This window comes from Luteibacter sp. 9133 (genome assembly GCF_000800155.1).
In the GTDB taxonomy this organism is placed as follows: domain Bacteria; phylum Pseudomonadota; class Gammaproteobacteria; order Xanthomonadales; family Rhodanobacteraceae; genus Luteibacter; species Luteibacter mycovicinus.
On record NZ_JUHO01000001.1, the window covers coordinates 1,537,455 to 1,558,936 of the forward strand.

The window sequence follows — 21,482 nt, forward strand, 5'->3', positions numbered from 1 at the left end:
TTTTTCCTTCGACGGAGTGGGGAGGCATCCGTTGAAACGGAAACGGGGTCAGGCGATGCGCCTGACCCCGTCTGTTTTTACTCAGGTACCGTCGCCGAACTTGTACGTCACACCGACGTAGTACTGGCGGCCGGCGTACTCGAGCGAGACCAGGCGTGCCCGGGTGTCGCCACCGAGGTACTGGTGAGGCGTCGCCTTGTTCAGGTTGATCACCGAGGCGGTCACCATGACGTGCTTGTTGAACTCGTAGTCGCCATTCAGATCGATCTGGTGGTACGGCTGCGAGTAGATCGGGAGACCTGACGCCAGACCCTGCATGGTACGGCCCGTCCAGTTGTCACTGGCGCGTAGCAGCAGGCCGTTCTTTTCGTAGAACACCGAGACGTTGGCGGCGTACTTGGCGCTGCCGATCAGCTCGGCCTTGCCTACCGCGGTGTCGCCCAGGGTCACGGCCGTTTCGTTCGTCTTGTTGAGCGTGTAGTTGCCGATGTAGCCGAAGCCCGACTCCCAGGTGTGCTGGGTGTAGAGCTCGATACCCTTCGACGTACCCGAACGGCCGTTGGCGTTGGTGCTGTACTGCAGGAAGTTCTCTTCCGTGCCGCCGACGTTCACCGTGAGGTTGTTCACGGTCACGGGCACGACGAAGTTCTTCACCTTCTTCTGGAACAGATCCAGGCCGAGCACCGAATGCTCGGCGTAGTACCACTCGCCGGCCAGGTCGAACTGCGTCGCCGTGAACGGCTTCAGATCGGCGTTGGCGCCGCTGCCGTACCAGCCGGGCAGGGGAGCACCGAACTGCTTGCGGTCGTTGTAGTACTCCTGGGTGTTGTTGGTCAGGCTGCCCAGCTGCGCCAGATCGGTGTAGTTGGCACGGGCGAGTGCCTGCGAGCCGGCCGCGCGAACCAGGAAGTCGTCCGTCACGTTCCACGCGATGTTGAAGCTCGGCAACAGCTTGTTGTAACGCTTGGACGTCGTGGCGTTGGTGTAGTTCTGGATGACCGCGACTTCACGGGGCAGGTACTGGAAGTCACCTGCCGCGCAGGCGCCGCCGCCGGCATTCACACCCGATGCCGGGCAGATAAGGATGTTGCCCGCCGGATCGTGGTAGTACACCGCGTTGTTGGTCGTGATCTGATCCGCGACTGTCAGGTCCTGCTTGGTGCTGACGAAACGCAGGCCGACGTTGCCGCGAATCGTACCCGTGTCGAAGTTGGCCTGGACGTACGCCGCGGCGATCTTCTCCTGGATCGACGACTTGTTCTCGGGATGGTTGTACAGCACCCGGTCGTACGTGGAGTTGAGGTAGTTGTAGTACGCCGGGAAGTTGATCGCCGGGAATGTATTGTCGTTGTAGACCTCGCTGCTGCCGTCCAGGCTGTTGGCCTGCAGGAAGCCCGCGGGCAGCTGGCCGGCGTTCGGGTCGCAGGTCTGGAACTGCGACTCGGTGCCCTTGCAGTACCAGCGCACCTCGTTGCTCTGCTGCTCGGCCTTGTTGTCACGGTATTTCACGCCGAACTGCAGCGACTGCATCCAGCTGTCGTCGAACGCCCAGGTGAAGTCCGCCTGTGCGAAGTTCTGCGATGTCGTGGTGTTGACCATGTTGGAACCGGTCGAGCCCAGGTCGACCTGGCCGGCGCCGTTCTGCATGGCCTGCAGTACACCCGGAGCCGCGGTGAGGGTCGGCTTGCCGTCCAGGGTCCATGCGGCACCGTTGCTGCCATCGACCCACGCGCCGTTGACGAAGTTACGCGGCTTGGCGGCCATGCCCAGTTCGACCGACGGTCCGCCTTTGGCCCACGTGCGGCCGACGTTGAACGTACCGCTGAGCGCGCCGCCGTTGTCCCACTCGCCTTCGAGATTGAGCGTCTGCGAGGTGGCTTTCTCGACGGAGTAATTGCCGGTGACCCAAGGGATTTCCGTGGAGCACACGTCGACGGCCTGGCGTACCGCACCCGTGCTCGGGTTGACCGTGGCGTTACAGCCCGTGCCAGCGGGTGGCAGCACGTAGTTGGCACCCGTCACGACGGTGTGCGACGGATCGAAAGACAAGCCGTTGTTCGCGAGCAGACGGCCCTGCTGGTCGGCGTAGTTGCTGTTGCCCGGCAGGCCCCACTCGGGCACTTCCAGCGTGTTGGTGATCTGGGTCTGCTCACGCTGAAAACGGAAGTAGTTTCCCGTCAGCAGGAAATGATCGCTCGGCTTGAATTGCATGGTCGCCTGGGCGCCCTTGGTCTTCAGGTCGAGCTGGTTCCGGCTGGTCGAGAACTGCTGCGGCATCCAGTAACCGTTATAGGTATTGCCACCCTGATCGACGACGCCACCGCCGGACCAGAGGTCGATATTAGGTGCGACGTCGCCTCCGTACGGCTTGCCGTGTATATCCGTGGGTGGCGCGGTACAGGTGGCGTGGTCGGTGCAGTCATTGCCCCACCAGTGCCAGCTGTTGGCGTTGGCGGTGTAGTTGATGTCACGACGCTTCTGTTCGGAACCGGCGACGAGGAAGCCAAAAGTCTCGTCTTTGTTCTTCCAGGACCAGAGCGCGGAAACCTGGGGCTTGATCTTGCTGCTGTTGTCCGAGCCGGCCATGTTCGCGGAGACGAAGCCGTCGTTAGCCTTCATTTCCAGCGGACGGCGGGTGCGCAGGTCGACGTTGCCGCCGATGCCGCCTTCGTCGAGGCGCGCCTCGAGGCTCTTGTAGAGCTTGATGTCGGAGAACATGTTCGCCGGCATCAGGGTGTAGTTGAACGAGCGCGTCAGACCGGCGGAAGTATCGGCCGAGGCCACGTAGTTGCCGTTCAGTTCGGTGAGGGTCAGTTCGGGCGCGAGGCCGCGGATACTGACCGTCTTGCCTTCGCCGGACTCGCGGCTGATGACGACGCCAGGGACGTGGGCGAGCGCGTCGGCGATATTCTTGGCCGGAAACTGCGCGATGTTCTGCGCGTTGATCACTTCGACGATGGAGTTGGCTTCGCGCTTGTCCTGGACGTTCTGGTCGATGGACTGGGCATACGTCGTGACCACGACGGCGTCGAGGTTAGTCGTGCTGTCGTCCTTTGCCTTGTCGGTTTTTCGGGTCTTTTCGTCCTGTTTCGCTTTGGCACCATCGGTGGTCTGCGCCGTGGCGTCGGAGCTCGTCGCGACGGGTGCGGCGGCCTGCGCAAAGGCGGTCGCCGGAACGGCGAGCAGGCCCGCGAAGGACAGGGTGGCTACGGCGAGTGCGGCGCAGAGCGGCTTGCGCTTGAGCATGTGTGGCAGATAAGTCATTGCGATTACTTCCCTCAGTAATGTGCGCGCACGTTGAGACGGCGCGTTGATCCCCGTTTCATCACTGCAGATACCCGGTCTAGTTCTGCACACGGCCTCCTGCTGGAACCAGTTACATCGATCCAAAATTCCACGCCCGACAAGCCCCCGCTTGTCGGTGATGGTCTCTCTGCGGTTTTCTATGGGTTAAAGCGGATGCCCGCCTGCGCAACCACCGTTTTCCAACACGGGGTCGTAGGAGCGCGCCTGCGCGAGACCCGTGTAACGGTCAGCATCCCTCACCGTGGGAAACAGGCAGCACTCCTCGCGCAGGCTCGTTTCACGGCGATACGATCGTTTCGTGCGTTCATGCGACAGCTTCCCAAATCCCCACCCAAGGCCCGACAGGAAGCAGCGTTGTGGGAAGCCACGCTTTATGCGTCATCCCCAGACTGTCCCCACCCCACGATCCAGGTCGTCCACGTCATCGCTTGAGCGACGTGACGTGGATCACACACTTAGATCGATCTAAATCCCCTGTGGAGAATTAAGCCGTTATTGCGCGTTTGTGTCACGCTGCGCTGCAAAAACTCGGGCTCGAAAATGGACGAGGGGTCAGCCGGTTTCCCGCACACCGGTAATCAACCCGTCGGTCGCCCAGGCACGAAGCAGCGATCCTGCCGCCGAGGCGACGTCTTTCTCACGCGCCGTCGAGGACAGCCACTCGCAGACTTCGCCAAACGTTGCGCCCGCTACCACGAGGTCGAGGCACGCGTGTTCCGCACGCGTCATGGAAACGAAACGTGGCGTCAGCTCATGCCGCCAGACGCGGACGCCGTGACCGTTATCGGTCGCGCTGTCGGATGGACGTGTATGTATTCCCTGGCCGGTCGCGATGCCGGCCCAGAGAGCGGGTGCGTTCGTGTGCAGCTGTCGGTACATGAGGGTGGGAACGAACGAGAACTGGACGCCATCCCAATCCTTCACGTGCAGTTCCTCGAGCGCTAGGCCTGAAGCGTTTCTTCCTGAAAATGCGGTGCGAAGCGCCCATTCGAGCCACGCCAGTTCACTCAGTTCGAGCCTTTCCGGGAAGGCTCGCGCGAGATAGTCCGGAAAGTCGCTGCCGTAATGATCCAGCGACCAGGACGTTGAACCGTGTGCTTCGATATAGGCCCTGGCGTGCACGTGGAAGACGTCGTCGCCCAGCCACGCCTCGCATTTCTCGTAGGTATCGCGCAACGCGGCCAGCAGCTGACCGCGCACGTTGTTTGCATACACGCGCTGGCCCGCCGCCGACAACTCGGGCACCGGGCGTCCGGTCATGACCGCCGTGAGCAGGCGGCGCTGGAGGTCGCCCAGACTCATGGCGTCGCGACGATCGCCGGTTGTCGCGCCCGGTCGAGTTCCGACAGCAACTCGGGCAATGGCGGAATGTGGTCGTCACGTTCAATCATGACGGCCACCTCCCCGAGGCGAGGGACGAATCGCCGGTACAAATCCCAGACGGCGTCGGGCACCGGGGCGTCGTGCGTGTCGACGAGCATGTCTACGCCAAGGCTGTGACCTGCCAGATGGATCTGGCGTACACGGTCCAGGGGTAAGCGCTCGATCCATGCTTCGGTATCGAGTCCATGATTGGTCGCGCTGACGACGATGTTGTTGACGTCGAGAAGAAGAAAGCATCCCGTGCGTTCGCACAGTGCCTTCAGGAAGCCCGGTTCATCCATGGTGTTGTCGGAAAACGACAGATAGGTCGACGGGTTCTCGAGCACGAGTGCGCGTCCGAGGGCGTCCTGCGCATCGAGCGTGTTTCTGACGAGGACATCGAGCGCTTCGACCGTGTAGGGAAGCGGGAGCAGGTCGTGGGAGTTGATGCCGCCGACACCGGTCCAGGACACGTGATCGGATAGCCACAGGGGCTCTATGGTGTCGGCCAGCGCGCGCAGGCGTCTGAGATAGTCGAGGTCGACACCGTCGTCCGAGCCCAGATTCATGGATACGCCGTGCAAAGCGACTTCGTAGCGGTCACGGATGCGCGCAAGCGTATCCAGGGGCCGGCCGCCTTCGACCATGAAGTTTTCCGAGATGACTTCGACGAAATCCACCGGCTGCTGACGCGCGAGGAATTCGGCGTAGTGAGGTACGCGAAGCCCGAGCCCGTAACCCTGAAACGGTGGAGGTATGGTCGGTTGCATCGACAGTCCTTCAAGGTGGCCCGGCCGTGTATATCGGCCGGGCCCGACGATCAGGCCGCGGGCGGCGTGGTGCTGCCGTTCTGTGCCTTGCACTCCTGCACGGAGACGGCCTTGAAGCCCTGGCCCTTGCATTCGTTCTGCCCCTTGCACTGGTGATTGCCCGACTTGCAATCGGACGTCCCCTTGCAGCTGTTGATGCCATAACAGTGAACGGTCTTGCCGGCTGCCTGTTCGGCGGCCTGTGCCGGTGCGCTGATGGCGGCGGCGGAGACGGCGAAGAGGGCGGCAGCCGCGGCGATGCTGTGGGTGGCGGTATTCATGGCGTTCTCCAGAAGGTGTGCCGGAAGTGGCATTGATTGATTCGTTGCCGGTGGCTATTCGGTTACAGCTGCCCGCACTATCTTTTCGCGTTCAGCGAATGCCGAATGCATGATCGAGCGACACGCGTCCGCCTCCGCGTGCGATCAGGTACAGCAGGATGGCCGCCCAGGACAGATGGGTAGGCCATGCGTCGGGATACACGAAGATCTCGATGATGGTCGTCATGCCGAGGAGAACGGTGGCGGAGAGGCGCGTCATGATGCCCAGCACCAGGAGTACGGGTACAAAGGTTTCGACATAGGCGGACATGTGCGCCGCGATTTCCGGCGGCACCAGCGGAAGCTTGTATTCCGTGCGGAACAGTTCGTACGTGCTCTCCGTGATGGTCAGAAAACCTTCGACCTTCGTGCGTCCGGACTGGAAGAAGATCGCGGCGATGGAGACGCGGGCTACCAAGGCCAGGAAGCTGTGGCCGATGTGGGATTCGACCGCTCCGGCGATCGCGTTCCACCGTGCGCGCAGCGAGTTATCGGAGAAAGGGCGTGTTTCGGTCATGGCGATCGGATCCTTCGGGATGAGGCGAAAGCACCCGCCTCGATGAGGAGGGCGAGAAGCAGGTCGATACGGGTGTCGGGATGACCCTGGGTGGTTACACGGATCGCATCGGCCAGAGACAGGCCGTCCCGACACGCATGCAGGAAAGACAACACGGCGGGACTGGCTGGCGTGACGCGCACCCCGTGGTCGCGCCGGGTGACCAGCACGGCTTCCGGCTCCCACACGAGGCCGCCATCCACCGCCTCGCCGGCCCGGCTGGGTGACCAGATGGAGAAGGCGGGCAGGTCGGAGGCAAAGGTACGAGTCGCCGGATGGATGGTGAGATGCCATGACGTCATGGCGGTGGGGTCCGCCTGCCGCAGCGGTTCCAGGTCGAGGTGCGGTGCATCCGCCGCGATGTAGCTCTCCGTCCATAAGCGGTCTATGCGCGCGACGTCAGGTAGATAAGGCAGTTCGGAAGCGGGTGCGAACCTTGCGAGGAAGTCGGCAAAGCGTTCACCGTAGGCCACCAGGCGTGCGTCACGCGGGGGCTCCTCGCTGGCGAAGATGGCCGCTGCCGACCTGAACCAGTCGCGTCCGACGAGGCACGATACCGCGGGGTAGTTGGCTTCGAGTGCGTCGATGCAGCCACGCATGACCGTGTTGCGATAGACGGCGAAGGCAGGATGGTCGGAGACCCCCGTTCGGCTGCCATCCGCCCTTAAAGCCTCCGCGAACGTTTGCTGAAAAGACGCGGACGTCATGGCGTCCGTCCGTGGGCGTTGGCGAGGATCGACTGAGCGATCTCGCGCTCGGCCAGCAGCGTGGAGAATGACGGAACTTTGCCATCGCGTTCTATTAGTGTCGGCATCGGACCTGTCTTTTGCAGTGTGTAGCTGTAGAGATTCCATACGTCGCTGGCGATCGCCGCATCGTGCGAATCGATGAGCAGCCCATCGAGTTCCTCGTCGGGTGCATGCCCGGCGAGATGGATCTCGGTGACGGAAGAAAGAGGGAAAGCGTCGATGTATCCGTGAGCGTCGGTGCCGAGATTTTCGGCACTGACATAGACGTTGTTGACGTCCAGCAACAGACCGCATCCCGTGCGTTTGGCCAGTTCGGCGAGAAACTCTGTCTCGCTCCACTCATGCCCGTCGATCGGGAGGTAATGGGATGGGTTTTCAAGCGAGATGCGCCGCCCGAGTGCCGTCTGCGTCCGGTCGACGTGCTCGACGATTCTCGACAGGGCCTCGTGCGTCCGGGGGAAGGGAAGCAGATCGGGAAGATAGTTCCCGTCCCACGATGACCACGCGAGGTGCTCCGATACCAGAACGGGCTGCGTTCGCTCGACGAGGGTCCTCAGTCGCCGCAGCCACACGGGATCGGGCGGGGTCTCCCCGGCCAGTGACAGGGAGACCCCGTGTAGCGACAGCGGGAACCTCGACGCGAGCGCATCCAGCAGCGCCAGTCGCGGCCCACCATCCACCGCGTAGTTTTCCGGATGGATCTCGAGCCAAAGGGCCGGCGACGCACAAGCGAAGACGTCGTCAGCGTGCTGGGGCTTGAAACCGATACCCGCGGTGGGTGCGAGGGTCATGGCGAGCTCAACCGACCTTGGTCAGGGAGCCGTTGCCCTTGGGGGTCTTGATGGCGGTACACGTGCCGACCGGGACGTTCTTCCACGCGTTCTTCTGATAATCCGCCTTCGCGGTACCAGCGCAGGTCGTACCGGGGCCGGCGGCACAGTCGTTCTGGCCGGCCTTGGCGACACCCCAGCATTTTTCGACGGCGGGTTTGGCGGCGTCGGCGTGAGCGACACCGGCGGTCAGGGCGGCGAAGGTCAGGGCGAGGGAAGCGATGTGGCGATGGTTCATGGCGGTCTCCTTGGATCCGGACACGGCGTCCGGTACAGGAGAATTCGCTCGAAAGGGCCCGCTGGTTACACCCGGACATCGCGAGGTGTAACCGGATGGGGCGCGGACGCGAATAGTGACTATGAACTCCCGTTACCTCCAGCGTTACACTCCGCGATGCCCGTGTTCGGGTGATCACAGGCGGGACGATGTCCGATAATGACGCCACCACCTCCGCCGAGGTCGAACTGCGCTGGTGTTTCCTGCAAGGGCTGAGCGGTGATGCCGCGCAGTACCGCCTTTTCCTCGGCAGGCTGTCGTCGCACTTGCGTGCGTACCTGCGTCGCCGACTGCCGAAGGCTCCGGCCGATGTCGAGGACGTACTGCAGGAGGCCCTGCTGGCCATTCATAACGCACGGCACACCTATCAGGACGATCAGTCACTGACGGCCTGGGTCTATGCCATTACCCGGTACAAGCTGATGGATTTCTTTCGCGCGCACGCGCGACGCGAGGCATTGCACGAGCCCCTCTGGGAAGACGATAACCTCTTCGGTACCGTCGACCTGGAGCCGGCTGAAGCAAGGCGCGATCTCGGCGAGTTACTGGTCACCCTGCCTGAGCGCCATCGCCTTCCGATCGAACTGGTCAAGCTTCAGGGCTTGTCCGTGGCCGAAGCCGCGTCTCGCAGCGGACTGTCCGAATCGGCGGTCAAAGTCGGCATACACCGCGGCCTCAAGGCCCTCGCCACGCGCATTCGAGGCCTGACATGAAGACCGACGATCTGATCTCCCTGCTGGCAAGCCAGACGACACCGGTCGATCGGCGTGTCCCGCCCTGGCGCTTCGCGGTAGCCATCCTCATCGGATTGTCGTCAGCCACGGTGTTGATGGCGGTCTTTCTGGGGATCCGTCCGGATCTCGGCGAGGTGGTCTCCATGCCGGTCTTCTGGTTCCGGCTCGGATTTGCGGTGGCCCTCGGCGGCGGTGCCCTGCTCGTGACGCTCCGGCTGTCGCGTCCGGGCGTGTCGGTGGGTGCGGGATGGACCGCCGTCGTGATACCGGCCGTGATCGCCTGGATCGCCGCAGGCATCGTGCTCGCCGGCTCGGATGTCGATGCCCGCGTGCCGTTGTTGCTCGGTCATACCTGGAAGGTGTGCTCGATCATCATCGCCGTCCTGTCCATACCGCCGTTTGCCGCGATGTTGTGGGCTGTGCGCGGCATGGCGCCCGTGCGGCTGCGCCTGGCGGGAGCCGCTGCGGGATTGCTGGCTGGTGCGACCTCCGCCGTTGCCTACTGCCTGCATTGCCCGGAAATGGCGCCGCCGTTCTGGTCGGTCTGGTATTTGCTTGGGATGCTGGTGCCCGCGGCGCTGGGTGCGCTGCTCGGGCCGCGGGTTTTGCGTTGGTAGGTGGGGTGGTCGCCCCATGAGCCCAATCGCTTGACTCTGGACCTGGATAAAGGGTCTAGACTTATCCCATGACCAGCCAAAGCTCCCTCACCATCGGCCGCATCGCGCAGAGCGCGGGCGTCGCCATCGACACCATTCGGTTCTACGAGCGGGAAGGCCTCCTTCCCGAGCCGAAGCGCCGCCCCTCGGGTTACCGTGAATACGACCAGGGTGCGGTGTCCCGCCTGCGCTTCATCCGTCGAGCGAAGGACCTTGGCTTCACCCTCGAGGAAATCCGCGAACTGCTGGCCCTCTCGGCCGACCGCCACGGCGGTGTCGTGGGCGTCCGCGAACGCGCCGCAGCGCGCCTTCAGGCCATCGACGAGCGCATCGCCGAACTCCAGCGTGTCCGCGATGGCCTCTCTGAACTGGTCGAGGCGTGCCCGGGACACGGTGCGCCTGAAGACTGTCCCATCCTCAAGGCGCTGGCGGAGCCGAACGCATGAGTTCCTGCTGCGCGCACCACGCGGCCGCCGAGCCGGCGACCGCGATCGATCCCGTGTGCGGCATGACGGTAGATCCTGCAAAGACCGCACACCACGCGACGCATGACGGCCAGGAGTATCACTTCTGCTGCGGCCGCTGCCGCGAACGATTCGCCGCCGACCCGATGGCCTTCCTCGGCCCGAAGACCCCGGCGGCACCTGCGCCCGCCGGGACGATCTACACCTGTCCCATGCACCCGGACGTGCGGCAGGAGGGCCCGGGCTCATGCCCGAAGTGCGGCATGGCGCTTGAGCCGGCGATGCCGAGCCTGGATGACGACGACGGTGAGGTGCGCTCGATGGGCCGTCGGCTGGCGCTGCTTGTCGCCTTGACGGTGCCCGTGTTCCTGATCGCCATGATTCCGCATCTTGCGGGGCAGGCATGGCATCAGCCGTGGGCGGCGATCCTCGGCTGGGTCGAGGCGATCCTGGCGACGGTCGTGGTGCTGTGGGGCGGCGCGCCGTTTTTCGTCCGTGGCTGGCGGTCGCTCAAGCCGTGGTCGCCGAACATGTATACGTTGATCGCGCTGGGTACGGGCGTCGCCTGGCTTTACAGCACGATCGCTTTTCTTCTCCCCGGCAAGTTTCCCCCGGCCATGCGCGACATGCATGGGCAGGTCGCGGTCTATTTCGAATCCGCGGCCGTGATCGTGACACTGGTGACGCTGGGTGACTTCCTCGAGCTGGGCGCCCGTCGGCGCACCGGCGAAGCGCTGCGAGGTTTATTGGGTCTCGTGCCGAAGACGGCACGTCGCGTCGGCAGCGATGGCCACGAAGAGGATGTCGCGATCGATGCCCTGCGCGTCGGTGACACGCTTCGCGTGCGTCCGGGCGAGAAAGTACCGGTCGACGGCACCGTGCTGGATGGCGAGAGCCACGTCGATGAAGCCATGCTTACGGGCGAGGCGATGCCCGTGGCCAAGCATGCGCATGACCGGCTGACCGGCGGCACGCAGAACCAGCACGGCGCACTGACGATGCGCGTCGATCATGTCGGTACGGACACGGTCTTATCTCGCATCGTGGCGATGGTCGCCGAAGCGCAACGCTCGCGCGCGCCGTCGCAGCGCGTCGCGGACAAGGTGGCGGCGTGGTTCGTCCCGCTCGTCGTCGTCGCCGCGATCCTGGCGTTCGCGGCCTGGTGGTGGGTGGGCCCGCAGCCAGCGTTGACGCATGCACTGGTGGCGGCCGTCTCGGTTCTCATCATCGCGTGTCCCTGCGCCCTCGGCCTTGCGACGCCGATGTCGATCATGGTGGCGAGCGGTCGTGGTGCCCAGGCGGGCGTGCTGTTTCGCGATGCCGGAGCGATCGAGCGGCTGCGGGATATCGACACGCTGGTCTTCGACAAGACCGGCACGCTGACCGAAGGCAAGCCGACGCTGGCCGATGTGCGTACGTTCGGGGTCGATCGTGCCACCGCGTTGGCAATGGCCGCTGCCGTCGAGCGTCCCAGCGAGCATCCGCTGGCGGCGGCTATCGTCGCGGCGGCGGAAGGGGAGGGCGTAACCATCGCCGCCGTGTCGGGATTCCAGGTCTACGTGGGGCGCGGCGTGAGCGGTCGCGTCGAGGGCCGCGATGTAGCCGTAGGCAACGGCCGGCTAATGGAAAACGAGCGTGTCGAACTCGGTGCCGCGCATGACGTGGCTTCGAAAGCACGTGCAAGGGGCGCCACCGCGATGTACCTCGCGATCGATGGACGACTGGCGGGGGTTTTTTCCTTCTCGGACGCGGTCAAGCCGTCGACGAAGCCGGCGCTCGAGGCCTTGCATGAGGCCGGCGTCAAGCTGGTGATGCTGACGGGCGATAATGCGGCCACCGCGAAAGCGGTAGCAGCCTCGTTGCCAATCGATGACGTACACGCCGGCGCATCGCCGGAAGACAAGGCACGCATCGTGGCGTCGCTGAAGGCAAACGGTGCCGTCGTGGCCATGGCGGGCGACGGTGTGAACGATGCCCCGGCGCTGGCGGTGGCCGATATCGGTATCGGCATGGGCAATGGCAGCGATATCGCCATCGAGAACGCTTCGGTTACGCTGCTGAAGGGCGACCTCGCCGGCATCGCCCGTGCTCGCGCTCTGTCGGATGCGACCGTGAAAAACATCCGGCAGAACCTGTTCTTCGCGTTCGTCTACAACGCGGTAGGTGTGCCGGTAGCGGCTGGCGTGTTGTACCCGGTGTTCGGGTTGACGCTGTCACCGATGATCGCCGCACTGGCGATGAGTCTGAGCTCGGTGTCGGTGGTAGCGAACGCACTACGCCTGCGCCACAGCACTTTGTAGGAGCGCGTCTTGCGCGCGATAGGGGCTGCAGCAGACCCCGTCGCGCGCAGGCGCGCTCCTACATAATCAGTGCTTCCTGGTGTCGAACGACGGCGGGGCGTCCGATGCCTTGCTCGCCCAGCTCTTGTTCGGCTTGTCCGACAGGTCGAACTCGAGCTTGCCGCCGCCGGTCGCGAACGACTCCGGCAGCCATGAGCGGGGCGTCGTCTTCCCGTCGACTTTCAGCCCCGTGACATACGGCTTGCCCGCGCCCGCATTCGGCGCTTCGATCACCACATCGCCGCCTTCGCGATGCACGGTGGCCTTCGTGAAAATCGGGCTGCCCACGATGAACTCCGCGCGTCCCGGGATATTCGGGTAGATGCCCAACGCCGCAAACACATACCACGAAGACATCTCGCCCAGGTCGTCATTGCCGGGGATGCCGTTCGGACCGTTGACCCAGATCGTATCGAGGACGCGGCGCACCAGCTCCTGTGTCTTCCATGGCTGGCCGGCGTAGTTGTAAAGCCAGGGACCACCGATCGACGGCTCGTTGTCGAGCTCCGCATGCAGCGGCCCGGACTTCGTGACCGCGAAGGTGCCATCGGGCTGATAGAAATAGTTGTCCAGACGTTTGCGCGCCTTGTCCATGCCACCCATCGCGTCGAACAGGCCGTGCACGTTGAACGGCACCATCCACACGTATTGCGCGGCGCTGCCTTCGACGAAGCCGTCTTCCGTGGATGGCGTGAACGCGTGGGCCCCCTTGTCGTCATCATCCTTCACCAGCGCCCAGCTGCCGTCGGCGTTGCGGTTGCGGATGTAGCCGCCGTCCGGAGCGGCCTTCGGATCGAACAGGTTGCGCCAGTACTGGGCTCGGTCCAGGAAACGCGTGGAAGTGGCCTTGTCGCCGAGCCGGTCGGACAGGGCGCTGAGGGCGAACTCGGCGGCGACGATTTCGAGCGTATCCGCGGCGGGCCCCCACGACGGTGCGCCCACGGGGATGTAGTGCAGCTTGAGCCACGATTCGAGACCCGGGCGCTGGCCGACGCACTCGACCGGACACCCATCCATCGACTTGTCCAGTTCAGTCGGGTTGTCTGCGGCATGCACGAGCGAGGCAAAGGCGCCCTTGACGTCGAAGTCCCTGCCACCGAACGCGTAGATGCCGGCGATCGACGGCGCGGCGGGATCGCCGTTCATGACGTGCGTCGCGCCGTTGTTATGCGTCCAGCGGTCCCAGACGCCCTTGTTCTGCTGCGCCTGGTTGTAGAGGCTTTGCGCGATGTCGCTGCCGGTCTTCGGGTCGAGCCAGGTCACCAGCGGCAGCTGCGAGCGGTACACGTCCCAGCCGGAGAAATTCGCGTACTGCGCTTTCTGCGTGCCGGAAACCTTATGCACCTGTTGATCGAAACCCATGTACTCGCCATTGGTATCGCTGAAGACGTTCGGCGTCATCGATGCGTGGTACAGCGCGGTGTAGAACACGGTGCGCTGGTCCGGCGTGCCACCTTCGATGTCGATGCGTGACAGCTGCTTGTTCCACGTGGCGATCGCGTTATCGCGTACGGTATCGAACGAAGTGCCTTTCGGTACTTCAGCATCGAGGTTGGCTTGCGCGTTCGCCGCGCTGACGTAAGAGATGCCGACGCGCAGGTTCACGTCCTTCGTGCCCCTGGCGAAACCGACCCATGCGCCGGAGCCTTTGCCCTCGGCAGGGAAGCCCTTTTCACCGTAGCCCGAGCCGCCTTCGCTCTTTGTGCCGCCCTTGGTCACGGCGGTGTCCTTCCACGTGCCCGTGCTGGCGAACGGCTGGTCGAACTCGATGACGTAATGAATCGTGTAGTAGCTGTGGCGGTCCGCCTTGTCGATATAGCCGCAAAAGTTACCGCTGGTGACCGAGCCGCTGATGCGACGGTTCGCCTTGTCGACCACGACGTCCGCGTTCTCCGAACCGACCTCCGAATCGGACGCGCGCACGAGCACGTTGGCCGGCTTCTCGGCGGGGAAGGAGAAGCGTGCGGCACCGCTGTGCAGCGCGGCGGTGAGATCGGCGGTGACGCCGTTATCGAGCGTTACGCGATACTGGCCCGCTTTAGCCGTCTCATGGTCGTGGCTGAACTTCGATGCGTACGCATGGCGGAAGTCGGTGCTGGGTGAGGTCGTCACGTCCCCGGTGATCGGCATGATCGGTACATCGCCCGAGCCACCCGCACAACCCCAGCCTTCGACGTTGGTCAGGCTGAAACCGCGAATCGCATCGGCGCGATATTCGTAACCCCCCGGTGCGGCGATCGGGGCCTTCTTGCCCGGCAACGGCGAGGCCTCGGGACTGAACTGCAGCATGCCGAACGGCACGACGGCGCCCGGGAAGACGTTGCCGCCGTTGGTGGTGCCGATCAGTGGGTTGACGAGGTCGGCGGGGCCGGAAGCGGCGGCGACAGCGGCCGGCAGAACGGCGGCGGCAAGGACGAACGGGCGAATCGCGCGCAAGGGCAGATCTCCGGGACCGGTATTTATATCGATTGAAATCCGAATCGGAGGCCGGGTCGTGTGCCAGGCGTCATGGATGCAGCGCAGCAATCGCTACCAGAGAATCCCGTCGTTCGGCTGCACGGGCTTCAGCCCATGCGTTTCGCCGAGCGAGTCGCGCAGGTCGATCTCGATGCCGCGGGTGAGCGTGGTGAGTGGCACGTCGTCTTCGAGGTTCTCGAAGGGGTTCTGCATATCGTTGCCGATCTGCAGCAGGGCGAGGAAGAGGAAGCCCGCGACCGTCGAGCCGAGCGGTGTCAGCAGGCCCAGCGTCTCGACCAGGCCGAGGGGCAGCAAGATGCAGAAACCGTGCGTGAAGATGGCCGGGTAGGTCGCGTACTGCTGCGGCAGAGGCGTGTTCTTGATCCGCTCCATGCCACCCTGAGCGTTGGAGATGTCCGACAGCGTCCGCGCGAAGGCCGCCTGAATGATCGGATCGGGGCGGGTGTCGGCAATGAGCGCCGCGGTGCGCGCATGGATCGCGTTAGGCACGTTGAGGACGCCGCGCAGTCGTTCGACTTCCTCCGCCGGCAGCCGCGCCGCGAGTTCGTCCCACGGCGCCTGTCGACGCAGATGCATGCGCAGCGCGTGCACATAGGCGATCTGTCGATGCGCGACCGTGACGCCCATGCCGCGGTCCGGCAGGAGCGTGACCGCCTCGCGGGCGAGTGTCCGCGAGGCGTTGACCATCGCTCCCCAGAGGGTGCGCGCTTCCCACCAGCGCGCGTACGCCGTGGTGTTGCGGAAGCTGAGGTACACCGCGACGGCCGAGCCGAGCAGAGTGAGCGGCAGGGCGGGAAACTCCGCCGTGAGCCGCGGATGCATCACGTACCAGAAGGCGGTGACCGCCACATCCCACGCAAGCAGCCAGATCAACGGCTTGCCCACGTAACGCAGGATGTGGCCCAGGTGCGCCCGCCCCGGCAGGATCACGCCTTGTGTTCCCGCTTGATCGCCTCGGCCAGCGGGATGAACTCGTCGTGTGCCTGGTCGAGCACCGAAACGGTACCGTCGCCGATGTCGTACACCCAGCCCTGCAACGTGATCGCCTTGTTGGCGAGCGCGGCGGTGACCGCCGGATGCGTGCGCAGATGGGCCAGCTGGAGGCGGACGTTTTCCTGGGTCACGGCGTTGAGCAGGGCAGGGCCCTCTATCTGGCGTGCGAACACCGCGCTCTTGGCGGCGGCCGCGTTGCGTAGCCAGGCCTCGACCGTAGGCAGCGTCCGGGTGGAGTCCGGGTTGAGCAGGCCCTTCATGGCGCCGCAGTCGCTATGACCGCAGATCACGACATGACGGACATGCAGGACGGCGACCGCGAATTCGACCACGGCGGACACGCCACCGAGCATTTCGCCGTAGCCGGGCACGATGTTGCCGATGTTGCGGCAGACGAAGAGATCCCCTGGCTGGGTCTGGGTGATCATCTCCGGGACCACGCGTGAATCCGCGCAGGTGATGAACAAGGTGTGCGGGCTCTGGCCTTCGGCCAGCTCGCTGAAGAGCTCCTGCGTCTCGGGGAAGACGTTGGCGCTGAAGTCCTCGACGCCCCTGAGGAGGCCGAGGAGGCTTTGGTCGCGAAGAGTTTCCTGAGTCATGCGCTTACCTTGGAAAGTGCGCCGCTGCGGAGGTGCGGCGGTCAGGTTTCCAGTTTAAGACAAAGCATGGCCGAAGGGATTCGCGGGGGTATGGAGCGAGGGATTCGGGAGCCAGCCTGCTGGCGATGGCTCCCGCCCTGAACGCTTTCAGCAGCGAAAGCCTCAAACCTCCGCATCTTCCTTGTAGGCATCGATGGGGATGCAGGCACACATCACGTTCTTGTCGCCGTAGACGTTGTCCACGCGCGACACCGGCGGCCAGTACTTGCTGAGTTTCAGCGAGGGCAGCGGGAACGCGGCCAGCTCACGCGGATAGGCGTGCGTCCACTCGGTGCCGGTGACCATGGCAGCCGTATGCGGGGCATTGCGCAGCGGGTTGTCCTCGCGATCCAGACGGCCATCTTCCACCGCGGCGATCTCTTCACGGATCTGGATCATGGCGTCGATGAAACGGTCCAGCTCATGCTGAGACTCGCTTTCGGTCGGTTCGACCATCAGCGTGCCCGCGACCGGGAACGACAGGGTCGGTGCGTGGAAGCCAAAGTCGATGAGGCGCTTGGCCACGTCTTCCGCGCCCACGCCCGTGACGTCCTTGAGCGGACGCAGATCGAGAATGCACTCGTGCGCGACCAGGCCGTTACGACCCGTGTACAGCGTCTTGTAATGCGGAGCGAGGCGCTTCGCGATGTAGTTGGCGTTGAGCAGCGCGACCTGGGTCGCCTTGCGCAGGCCTTCGGTGCCCATCAGCGTGATGTACATCCACGAGATCGGCAGGATCGACGCGGAGCCGAAGGTGGCCGCGCTGACCATGCCCACGTCGCCCTCGGCGCCGAAGGCACGCGGCAGGAACGGCGCGAGGTGCGACTTGACCGCGCACGGGCCGACGCCCGGGCCGCCACCGCCGTGCGGAATGCAGAAGGTCTTGTGCAGGTTGAGGTGCGAGACGTCCGAACCCCACTTGCCCGGCTTGGCCACGCCGACCAGCGCATTCATGTTGGCGCCGTCGGTGTACACCTGGCCGCCGTGCTTGTGCACGACGTCGCAGATGGCGACCACGTCTTCCTCGAACACGCCATGCGTGGACGGATAGGTGATCATGATCGCGGCGAGGCGATCCGAATACTTCTCCGCCTTGGCGCGGATGTCGTCGACATCGACGTTGCCGTTGGCATCGCAGCGCGTGACCACGACGGTCATGCCGCACATCTGCGCGGACGCCGGGTTGGTGCCGTGCGCGGATTCCGGGATCAGGCAGATGTCGCGATGGCCTTCGCCACGCGAGCGGTGGTACGCGCGGATCGCGAGCAGGCCGGCGTATTCACCCTGGGCGCCGGAGTTCGGCTGCAGGCTGACGGAGTCGTAACCGGTGCACTCGACCAGCATCGCCTCGAGCTCGTCGATCAGCTGCTTGTAACCCTGCGCCTGACTGGCCGGGGCCAGCGGATGGATGTTGGCGAACTCCGGCCACGTCACCGGGATCATCTCGGCGGTGGCGTTGAGCTTCATGGTGCAGGAGCCCAGCGGGATCATGGTGCGATCCAGCGCGAGATCCTTGTCGGCCAGGCCGCGCAGGTAGCGAAGCAACTCGTGCTCGCTGTGGTGCGTGTTGAACACCGGGTGCTGCAGGAAGTCGACATCACGCAGCAGGGCGCCCGGCAGCGCGTCGTCGGTCGCGGCATCGAGTGCGTCGATGTCGTTCACGCTCGCACCGAACACGCCGGCCAGCGCGGCGATGTCCGCACGCGTGGTGGTCTCGTCGAGGCTGATGCCGACGCTGTTCGCGTCGATCGCGCGCAGGTTGAGGTCGGCGGCTGCGGCCTTGGCGTGCAGCGCCTTCGCGTCGACTCCGGTCACATGCAGCGTGTCGAAGAAGTCGCCACCGACGGCAACGCCGGCCTTGCCGAGCGCACCGGCGAGGATCGCGGTGAGACGATGCGTGCGGCGGGCGATGCGGACGAGGCCTTCCGGACCGTGGTACACCGCATACATGCTGGCCATGACGGCAAGCAGCACCTGCGCGGTACAGATGTTGGACGTGGCCTTTTCGCGGCGAATGTGCTGCTCGCGGGTCTGCAGGGTGAGGCGGTACGCCGGCTTGCCCTCGGTGTCGACGGAGACGCCGATCAGGCGACCCGGCATCGAGCGCTTGTACGCATCGCGGCAGGCGAGGTACGCGGCGTGCGGGCCGCCGAAACCGTACGGCACGCCAAAGCGCTGCGTGTTGCCGACGACGATGTCCGCACCCCAGCTGCCCGGTGAAGCGATCAGCGTGAGGGCGAGCAGGTCGGTGGCGACGCAGATGATGGCACCGCGCGCGTGGGTCGCGTCGGCGAGCGCCTTGTAATCGTTGATGCGACCAAAGGTGTTCGGGTACTGCAGCAGCACGCCGAAGCTGTCGACCGTCGTACCTTCGCTGTCGTCACCGACCTGCAGCTCGATGCCGATTCCGTCGGCACGCGTGCGCAGCACTTCGAGGGTCTGCGGATGGACGTCCTTCGAGACGAAGAAGACGTTCGACTTCGACTTGGCCGAGCGCTTGGCCAGCGTCATCGCTTCGGCCGCGGCGGTGGCCTCGTCGAGCAGCGACGCGTTCGAGATGTCCATGCCGGTCAGGTCGGTGACCATGGTCTGGAAGTTGATCAGCGCCTCCATGCGGCCCTGCGAGATCTCCGCCTGGTACGGCGTATAGGCCGTGTACCACGCCGGGTTCTCGAGCACGTTGCGCAGGATGACGTTCGGCGTGAGCGTGCCGTAGTAGCCCTGGCCGATGAAGCTGCGGAAGACGGTGTTGCGGTCGGCGATCGCGCGGATCTTGGCCAGCGCCTCTTCCTCGGTCACCGCTGCGGGCAGCGACAGCGGGGCGGGCGACTTGATCGAGCCGGGGACGATGGCGTCCGTCAGCGCATCGAGGTCGGCGTGGCCGACCACGGCGAGCATCTCGGCGATCTCGGCGTCATTCGGGCCGATGTGGCGCTCGATGAACGCGCCATGGTTCTCGAGCTCGCGCAGCGAAGGAGAGTTTTTCTGGCTCATGACTTTGGAGGCATCCGAAAGAACGTGCCGTGCCGGCACGTGGGGCGCCCCTCTGTCCTTTTGCCTGAGAGTTTGGAGGCGGATGGCCTCTTGCACCTTCGGCGCCGGATCTAACCGGTCTCTCCAGAGTGATGAAGCACGCCGGTGGTCATGGGAGCCTGAGCGATTACGGGCGTTGCGCCTTCGGCAGCGGGTCCTTCCGCTTCTCCCACCGGGTGTTGCTGGGCACGATTATACAGAGGCGGGGCCGAAGATGACGGTTTTCACTTGCACCCGGCCATCCCGTCAATCAGGCTTATCCGGCACCCATCGATGCGGAATCCCGAACAATGCACAAGGCCGGGCTGATCGAACTTCAGGCGGTACTGGCGGTGGCCAGCCACCAGAACTTCCGACGGGCCGCCGTGGCCCTGGGCATGTCCCCGTCGGCGTTGAGCCACGCGGTCGCGGCCCTGGAGCAACGCATGGGCGTCCGCCTGTTCAACCGGACGACCCGCAGCGTGTCGTTGTCCGAAGCCGGGGAGCAGTTCGTGGCACGGGTGCGCCCGGCACTGGGCGAGATATCCGCCGCGATGGAGGCCGCCAACGCCTTCCGGGACAGCCCGACCGGGACGCTGCGGATCAGTGCGGCGGAAGGCGGCGCGGCCATGATCCTCGAGCCGGTCATCCTCGAGTACCTGCGCCGCTATCCGGAGATGCGCCTCGACCTCAATACCGAGGGACGATTCATCGACATCGCGGCGGAGGGTTTCGATGCGGGTCTTCGTCTGGCTGACGACGTGCCGCAGGATATGGTCGCCGTGCGCTGCTCGGACAAGCTGCGGCTGATCGTGGTCGGCTCACCGGCGTACTTCAAAACCCACGGCAAGCCGAAGGTTCCGGACGACCTCACGAAGCACGTCTGCATCCGGGGCCGCCTGCCGAGCGGGACGATCTACCGCTGGGAGTTCGAGAAGCGCGGCGAGCAGCGGCGTATCGAGGTTGACGGTCCGCTTGGCCTGGACAATCACAATCTGATGGTTGCGGCCGCCGTCGACGGCTTCGGCCTGGCGTGGACGTGGAGCAATGGCCCGGGCGTTCCCGAGCATCTCGCCGCTGGCCATCTGGTAAGTGTTCTCGACGACTGGAGCCCCGGCTTCCCTGGTCTCGCGGTGTACTACCCCGCGCACCGGCATATGTCCGCTGGCCTCCGTGCCTTCATCGATCTGGTGCGTGAGCGCACGGACTTACTTCCTCCCTGATCACGCCCCTTCGTCCGCGGACCCCGCCAAGAATCAGATCGATCCCCGCCAGAAAATCCGCGCGATCGTCATGCTCACGCAGAGGCCCCGCCATACTCCGCACAAACGGAAAGGCCTCTTCGTCGAGCTCGGACCAGGTCGCAGCGACACTCGACAGGAAGGCCAGGCGGTCCGTCCCCAGCGTTCTGCCGACATGCGCATTGGCCGCGTTCTGTCCCGCCACGCCGAGGATGTAACTCAGCAATGCCGACACCGTCGGCCACTGCCTCTCGGCCGGAACGTCAAGCGCGCAGAGGGCCTGGCCGAGTCCTTCGAGTATGCGAACGGCAGGCAGCTGCCCGGGCGCGCGCGTGAGCGCGGAGCCCACCCATGGATGCGCGTCGATGGCGTCGAAGAGCCCGAGAGCCAGCGCGCGGATGTCGGTTTCCGGCGACTCGCCAGCCACTGCGATAGTCATCGTCCGGCTGACGATCGCGTCGCACGCGGCTGTCAGCAACTCGCCTTTGTTAGCGACGTGCCAGTAGATCGCGCCCGGGCCCGTGGCGAGCCGCCCCGCCAGAGCGCGAAACGTCAAACCGCTCTCACCCTCGGCGTCGAGGAGTTCGATAGCCACGTCGACGATGCGGTCCCGGGAGAGGGAGTCTTCACGGCGCGGGGCGGGGGCAGCTTTCTTGACCATGAGCCATCTTGACATGGATGGAACGTCGTTCCAAGATGATTGGAACGACGTTCCATA

At 64.7% G+C, this 21,482-nt stretch carries 18 protein-coding genes and 1 riboswitch; of the genes, 5 read left to right on the forward strand and 13 right to left on the reverse strand.

Features of this window, described 5'->3' with window-relative positions:
• Positions 1 to 81: 81 nt before the first annotated feature.
• The 8 genes from FA87_RS06665 to FA87_RS06700 form a co-directional block, all read right to left on the reverse strand.
• On the reverse strand, positions 82 to 3,264 hold the full coding sequence (locus tag FA87_RS06665; RefSeq protein ID WP_043693258.1) for a TonB-dependent receptor: 3,183 nt from the start codon (positions 3,262 to 3,264) through the stop codon (positions 82 to 84).
• Between the two features lie 594 nt (positions 3,265 to 3,858).
• On the reverse strand, positions 3,859 to 4,608 hold the full coding sequence (locus FA87_RS19820) for a DNA-binding domain-containing protein (protein ID WP_052191193.1): 750 nt from the start codon (positions 4,606 to 4,608) through the stop codon (positions 3,859 to 3,861).
• Positions 4,605 to 5,438: a DUF692 domain-containing protein gene (locus FA87_RS06675; RefSeq protein WP_043693260.1), complete on the reverse strand. Its 834-nt coding sequence runs from the start codon at positions 5,436 to 5,438 to the stop codon at positions 4,605 to 4,607. The genes FA87_RS19820 and FA87_RS06675 overlap by 4 nt, the downstream gene beginning before the upstream one ends.
• Positions 5,439 to 5,488: 50 nt before the next feature.
• Positions 5,489 to 5,758 (reverse strand): hypothetical protein, encoded by a 270-nt coding sequence (locus FA87_RS06680; protein WP_036117863.1) that lies wholly within the window; start codon positions 5,756 to 5,758, stop codon positions 5,489 to 5,491.
• A gap of 91 nt (positions 5,759 to 5,849) precedes the next feature.
• Complete coding sequence (locus FA87_RS06685) at positions 5,850 to 6,314, reverse strand: DoxX family protein (RefSeq protein ID WP_043693262.1); 465 nt, start codon at positions 6,312 to 6,314, stop codon at positions 5,850 to 5,852.
• Positions 6,311 to 7,060 (reverse strand): DNA-binding domain-containing protein, encoded by a 750-nt coding sequence (locus tag FA87_RS06690; RefSeq protein ID WP_043693264.1) that lies wholly within the window; start codon positions 7,058 to 7,060, stop codon positions 6,311 to 6,313. Before FA87_RS06690 ends, FA87_RS06685 begins: the two co-directional genes overlap by 4 nt.
• Entirely contained in the window at positions 7,057 to 7,893 is an 837-nt protein-coding gene (locus FA87_RS06695; RefSeq protein ID WP_043693266.1) for a DUF692 domain-containing protein, read from the reverse strand. Before FA87_RS06695 ends, FA87_RS06690 begins: the two co-directional genes overlap by 4 nt.
• A gap of 7 nt (positions 7,894 to 7,900) precedes the next feature.
• Positions 7,901 to 8,170, reverse strand: a complete 270-nt coding sequence (locus FA87_RS06700) for a DUF2282 domain-containing protein (protein WP_043693269.1) — start codon at positions 8,168 to 8,170, stop codon at positions 7,901 to 7,903.
• A 188-nt stretch (positions 8,171 to 8,358) separates the two neighbouring features.
• Here FA87_RS06700 and FA87_RS06705 point away from each other — a divergent pair, with 188 nt between their 5' ends.
• From FA87_RS06705 to FA87_RS06720, 4 genes are all read left to right on the forward strand, one after another.
• Entirely contained in the window at positions 8,359 to 8,922 is a 564-nt protein-coding gene (locus tag FA87_RS06705; protein ID WP_036114244.1) for a sigma-70 family RNA polymerase sigma factor, read from the forward strand.
• On the forward strand, positions 8,919 to 9,560 hold the full coding sequence (locus FA87_RS06710) for a DUF1109 domain-containing protein (RefSeq protein ID WP_043693273.1): 642 nt from the start codon (positions 8,919 to 8,921) through the stop codon (positions 9,558 to 9,560). Before FA87_RS06705 ends, FA87_RS06710 begins: the two co-directional genes overlap by 4 nt.
• A gap of 68 nt (positions 9,561 to 9,628) precedes the next feature.
• The gene (locus FA87_RS06715; protein ID WP_036114224.1) at positions 9,629 to 10,045 is read left to right on the forward strand and encodes a heavy metal-responsive transcriptional regulator; all 417 of its coding nucleotides are present in this window, start codon (positions 9,629 to 9,631) and stop codon (positions 10,043 to 10,045) included.
• Complete coding sequence (locus tag FA87_RS06720) at positions 10,042 to 12,363, forward strand: heavy metal translocating P-type ATPase (protein WP_081996499.1); 2,322 nt, start codon at positions 10,042 to 10,044, stop codon at positions 12,361 to 12,363. The genes FA87_RS06715 and FA87_RS06720 overlap by 4 nt, the downstream gene beginning before the upstream one ends.
• Positions 12,364 to 12,429: 66 nt before the next feature.
• On the opposite strand, the gene FA87_RS06725 is transcribed toward FA87_RS06720, so the two are convergent.
• From FA87_RS06725 to gcvP, 4 genes are all read right to left on the reverse strand, one after another.
• Positions 12,430 to 14,838 carry a GH92 family glycosyl hydrolase gene (locus FA87_RS06725; RefSeq protein WP_239709001.1) on the reverse strand — a complete coding sequence of 803 codons (2,409 nt, stop codon included), beginning with the start codon at positions 14,836 to 14,838 and terminating at the stop codon, positions 12,430 to 12,432.
• 93 nt (positions 14,839 to 14,931) lie between these two features.
• Positions 14,932 to 15,810: a bestrophin family ion channel gene (locus FA87_RS06730; protein WP_052191194.1), complete on the reverse strand. Its 879-nt coding sequence runs from the start codon at positions 15,808 to 15,810 to the stop codon at positions 14,932 to 14,934.
• Entirely contained in the window at positions 15,807 to 16,472 is a 666-nt protein-coding gene (locus FA87_RS06735) for a carbonic anhydrase (RefSeq protein WP_036114222.1), read from the reverse strand. The genes FA87_RS06730 and FA87_RS06735 overlap by 4 nt, the downstream gene beginning before the upstream one ends.
• A gap of 162 nt (positions 16,473 to 16,634) precedes the next feature.
• A complete protein-coding gene (gene gcvP / locus FA87_RS06740; RefSeq protein WP_043693276.1) occupies positions 16,635 to 19,505 on the reverse strand; it encodes an aminomethyl-transferring glycine dehydrogenase in 2,871 nt (956 codons plus the stop codon).
• Positions 19,506 to 19,547: 42 nt separating this feature from the next.
• Positions 19,548 to 19,642, reverse strand: a riboswitch (glycine riboswitch).
• A 192-nt stretch (positions 19,643 to 19,834) separates the two neighbouring features.
• On the opposite strand from gcvP, the gene FA87_RS06745 reads away from it, so the two are divergent.
• Complete coding sequence (locus FA87_RS06745; protein WP_043693279.1) at positions 19,835 to 20,746, forward strand: LysR family transcriptional regulator; 912 nt, start codon at positions 19,835 to 19,837, stop codon at positions 20,744 to 20,746.
• Here FA87_RS06745 and FA87_RS06750 read toward each other — a convergent pair.
• A complete protein-coding gene (locus FA87_RS06750) occupies positions 20,703 to 21,425 on the reverse strand; it encodes a TetR family transcriptional regulator (RefSeq protein WP_043693282.1) in 723 nt (240 codons plus the stop codon). The genes FA87_RS06745 and FA87_RS06750 overlap by 44 nt on opposite strands.
• Between the last annotated feature and the right edge of the window lie 57 nt (positions 21,426 to 21,482).

What these genes read in the sequence shown, in the direction of transcription:
- FA87_RS06665 (WP_043693258.1), bottom strand. Translation starts at nt 3,264, where the DNA reads ATGACTTATCTGCCACACATGCTCAAGCGCAAGCCGCTCTGCGCCGCA.
- FA87_RS19820 (WP_052191193.1), bottom strand. Translation starts at nt 4,608, where the DNA reads ATGAGTCTGGGCGACCTCCAGCGCCGCCTGCTCACGGCGGTCATGACC.
- FA87_RS06675 (WP_043693260.1), bottom strand. Translation starts at nt 5,438, where the DNA reads ATGCAACCGACCATACCTCCACCGTTTCAGGGTTACGGGCTCGGGCTT.
- FA87_RS06680 (WP_036117863.1), bottom strand. Translation starts at nt 5,758, where the DNA reads ATGAATACCGCCACCCACAGCATCGCCGCGGCTGCCGCCCTCTTCGCC.
- FA87_RS06685 (WP_043693262.1), bottom strand. Translation starts at nt 6,314, where the DNA reads ATGACCGAAACACGCCCTTTCTCCGATAACTCGCTGCGCGCACGGTGG.
- FA87_RS06690 (WP_043693264.1), bottom strand. Translation starts at nt 7,060, where the DNA reads ATGACGTCCGCGTCTTTTCAGCAAACGTTCGCGGAGGCTTTAAGGGCG.
- FA87_RS06695 (WP_043693266.1), bottom strand. Translation starts at nt 7,893, where the DNA reads ATGACCCTCGCACCCACCGCGGGTATCGGTTTCAAGCCCCAGCACGCT.
- FA87_RS06700 (WP_043693269.1), bottom strand. Translation starts at nt 8,170, where the DNA reads ATGAACCATCGCCACATCGCTTCCCTCGCCCTGACCTTCGCCGCCCTG.
- FA87_RS06705 (WP_036114244.1), top strand. Translation starts at nt 8,359, where the DNA reads ATGTCCGATAATGACGCCACCACCTCCGCCGAGGTCGAACTGCGCTGG.
- FA87_RS06710 (WP_043693273.1), top strand. Translation starts at nt 8,919, where the DNA reads ATGAAGACCGACGATCTGATCTCCCTGCTGGCAAGCCAGACGACACCG.
- FA87_RS06715 (WP_036114224.1), top strand. Translation starts at nt 9,629, where the DNA reads ATGACCAGCCAAAGCTCCCTCACCATCGGCCGCATCGCGCAGAGCGCG.
- FA87_RS06720 (WP_081996499.1), top strand. Translation starts at nt 10,042, where the DNA reads ATGAGTTCCTGCTGCGCGCACCACGCGGCCGCCGAGCCGGCGACCGCG.
- FA87_RS06735 (WP_036114222.1), bottom strand. Translation starts at nt 16,472, where the DNA reads ATGACTCAGGAAACTCTTCGCGACCAAAGCCTCCTCGGCCTCCTCAGG.
- gcvP (WP_043693276.1), bottom strand. Translation starts at nt 19,505, where the DNA reads ATGAGCCAGAAAAACTCTCCTTCGCTGCGCGAGCTCGAGAACCATGGC.
- FA87_RS06745 (WP_043693279.1), top strand. Translation starts at nt 19,835, where the DNA reads ATGCACAAGGCCGGGCTGATCGAACTTCAGGCGGTACTGGCGGTGGCC.
- FA87_RS06750 (WP_043693282.1), bottom strand. Translation starts at nt 21,425, where the DNA reads ATGGTCAAGAAAGCTGCCCCCGCCCCGCGCCGTGAAGACTCCCTCTCC.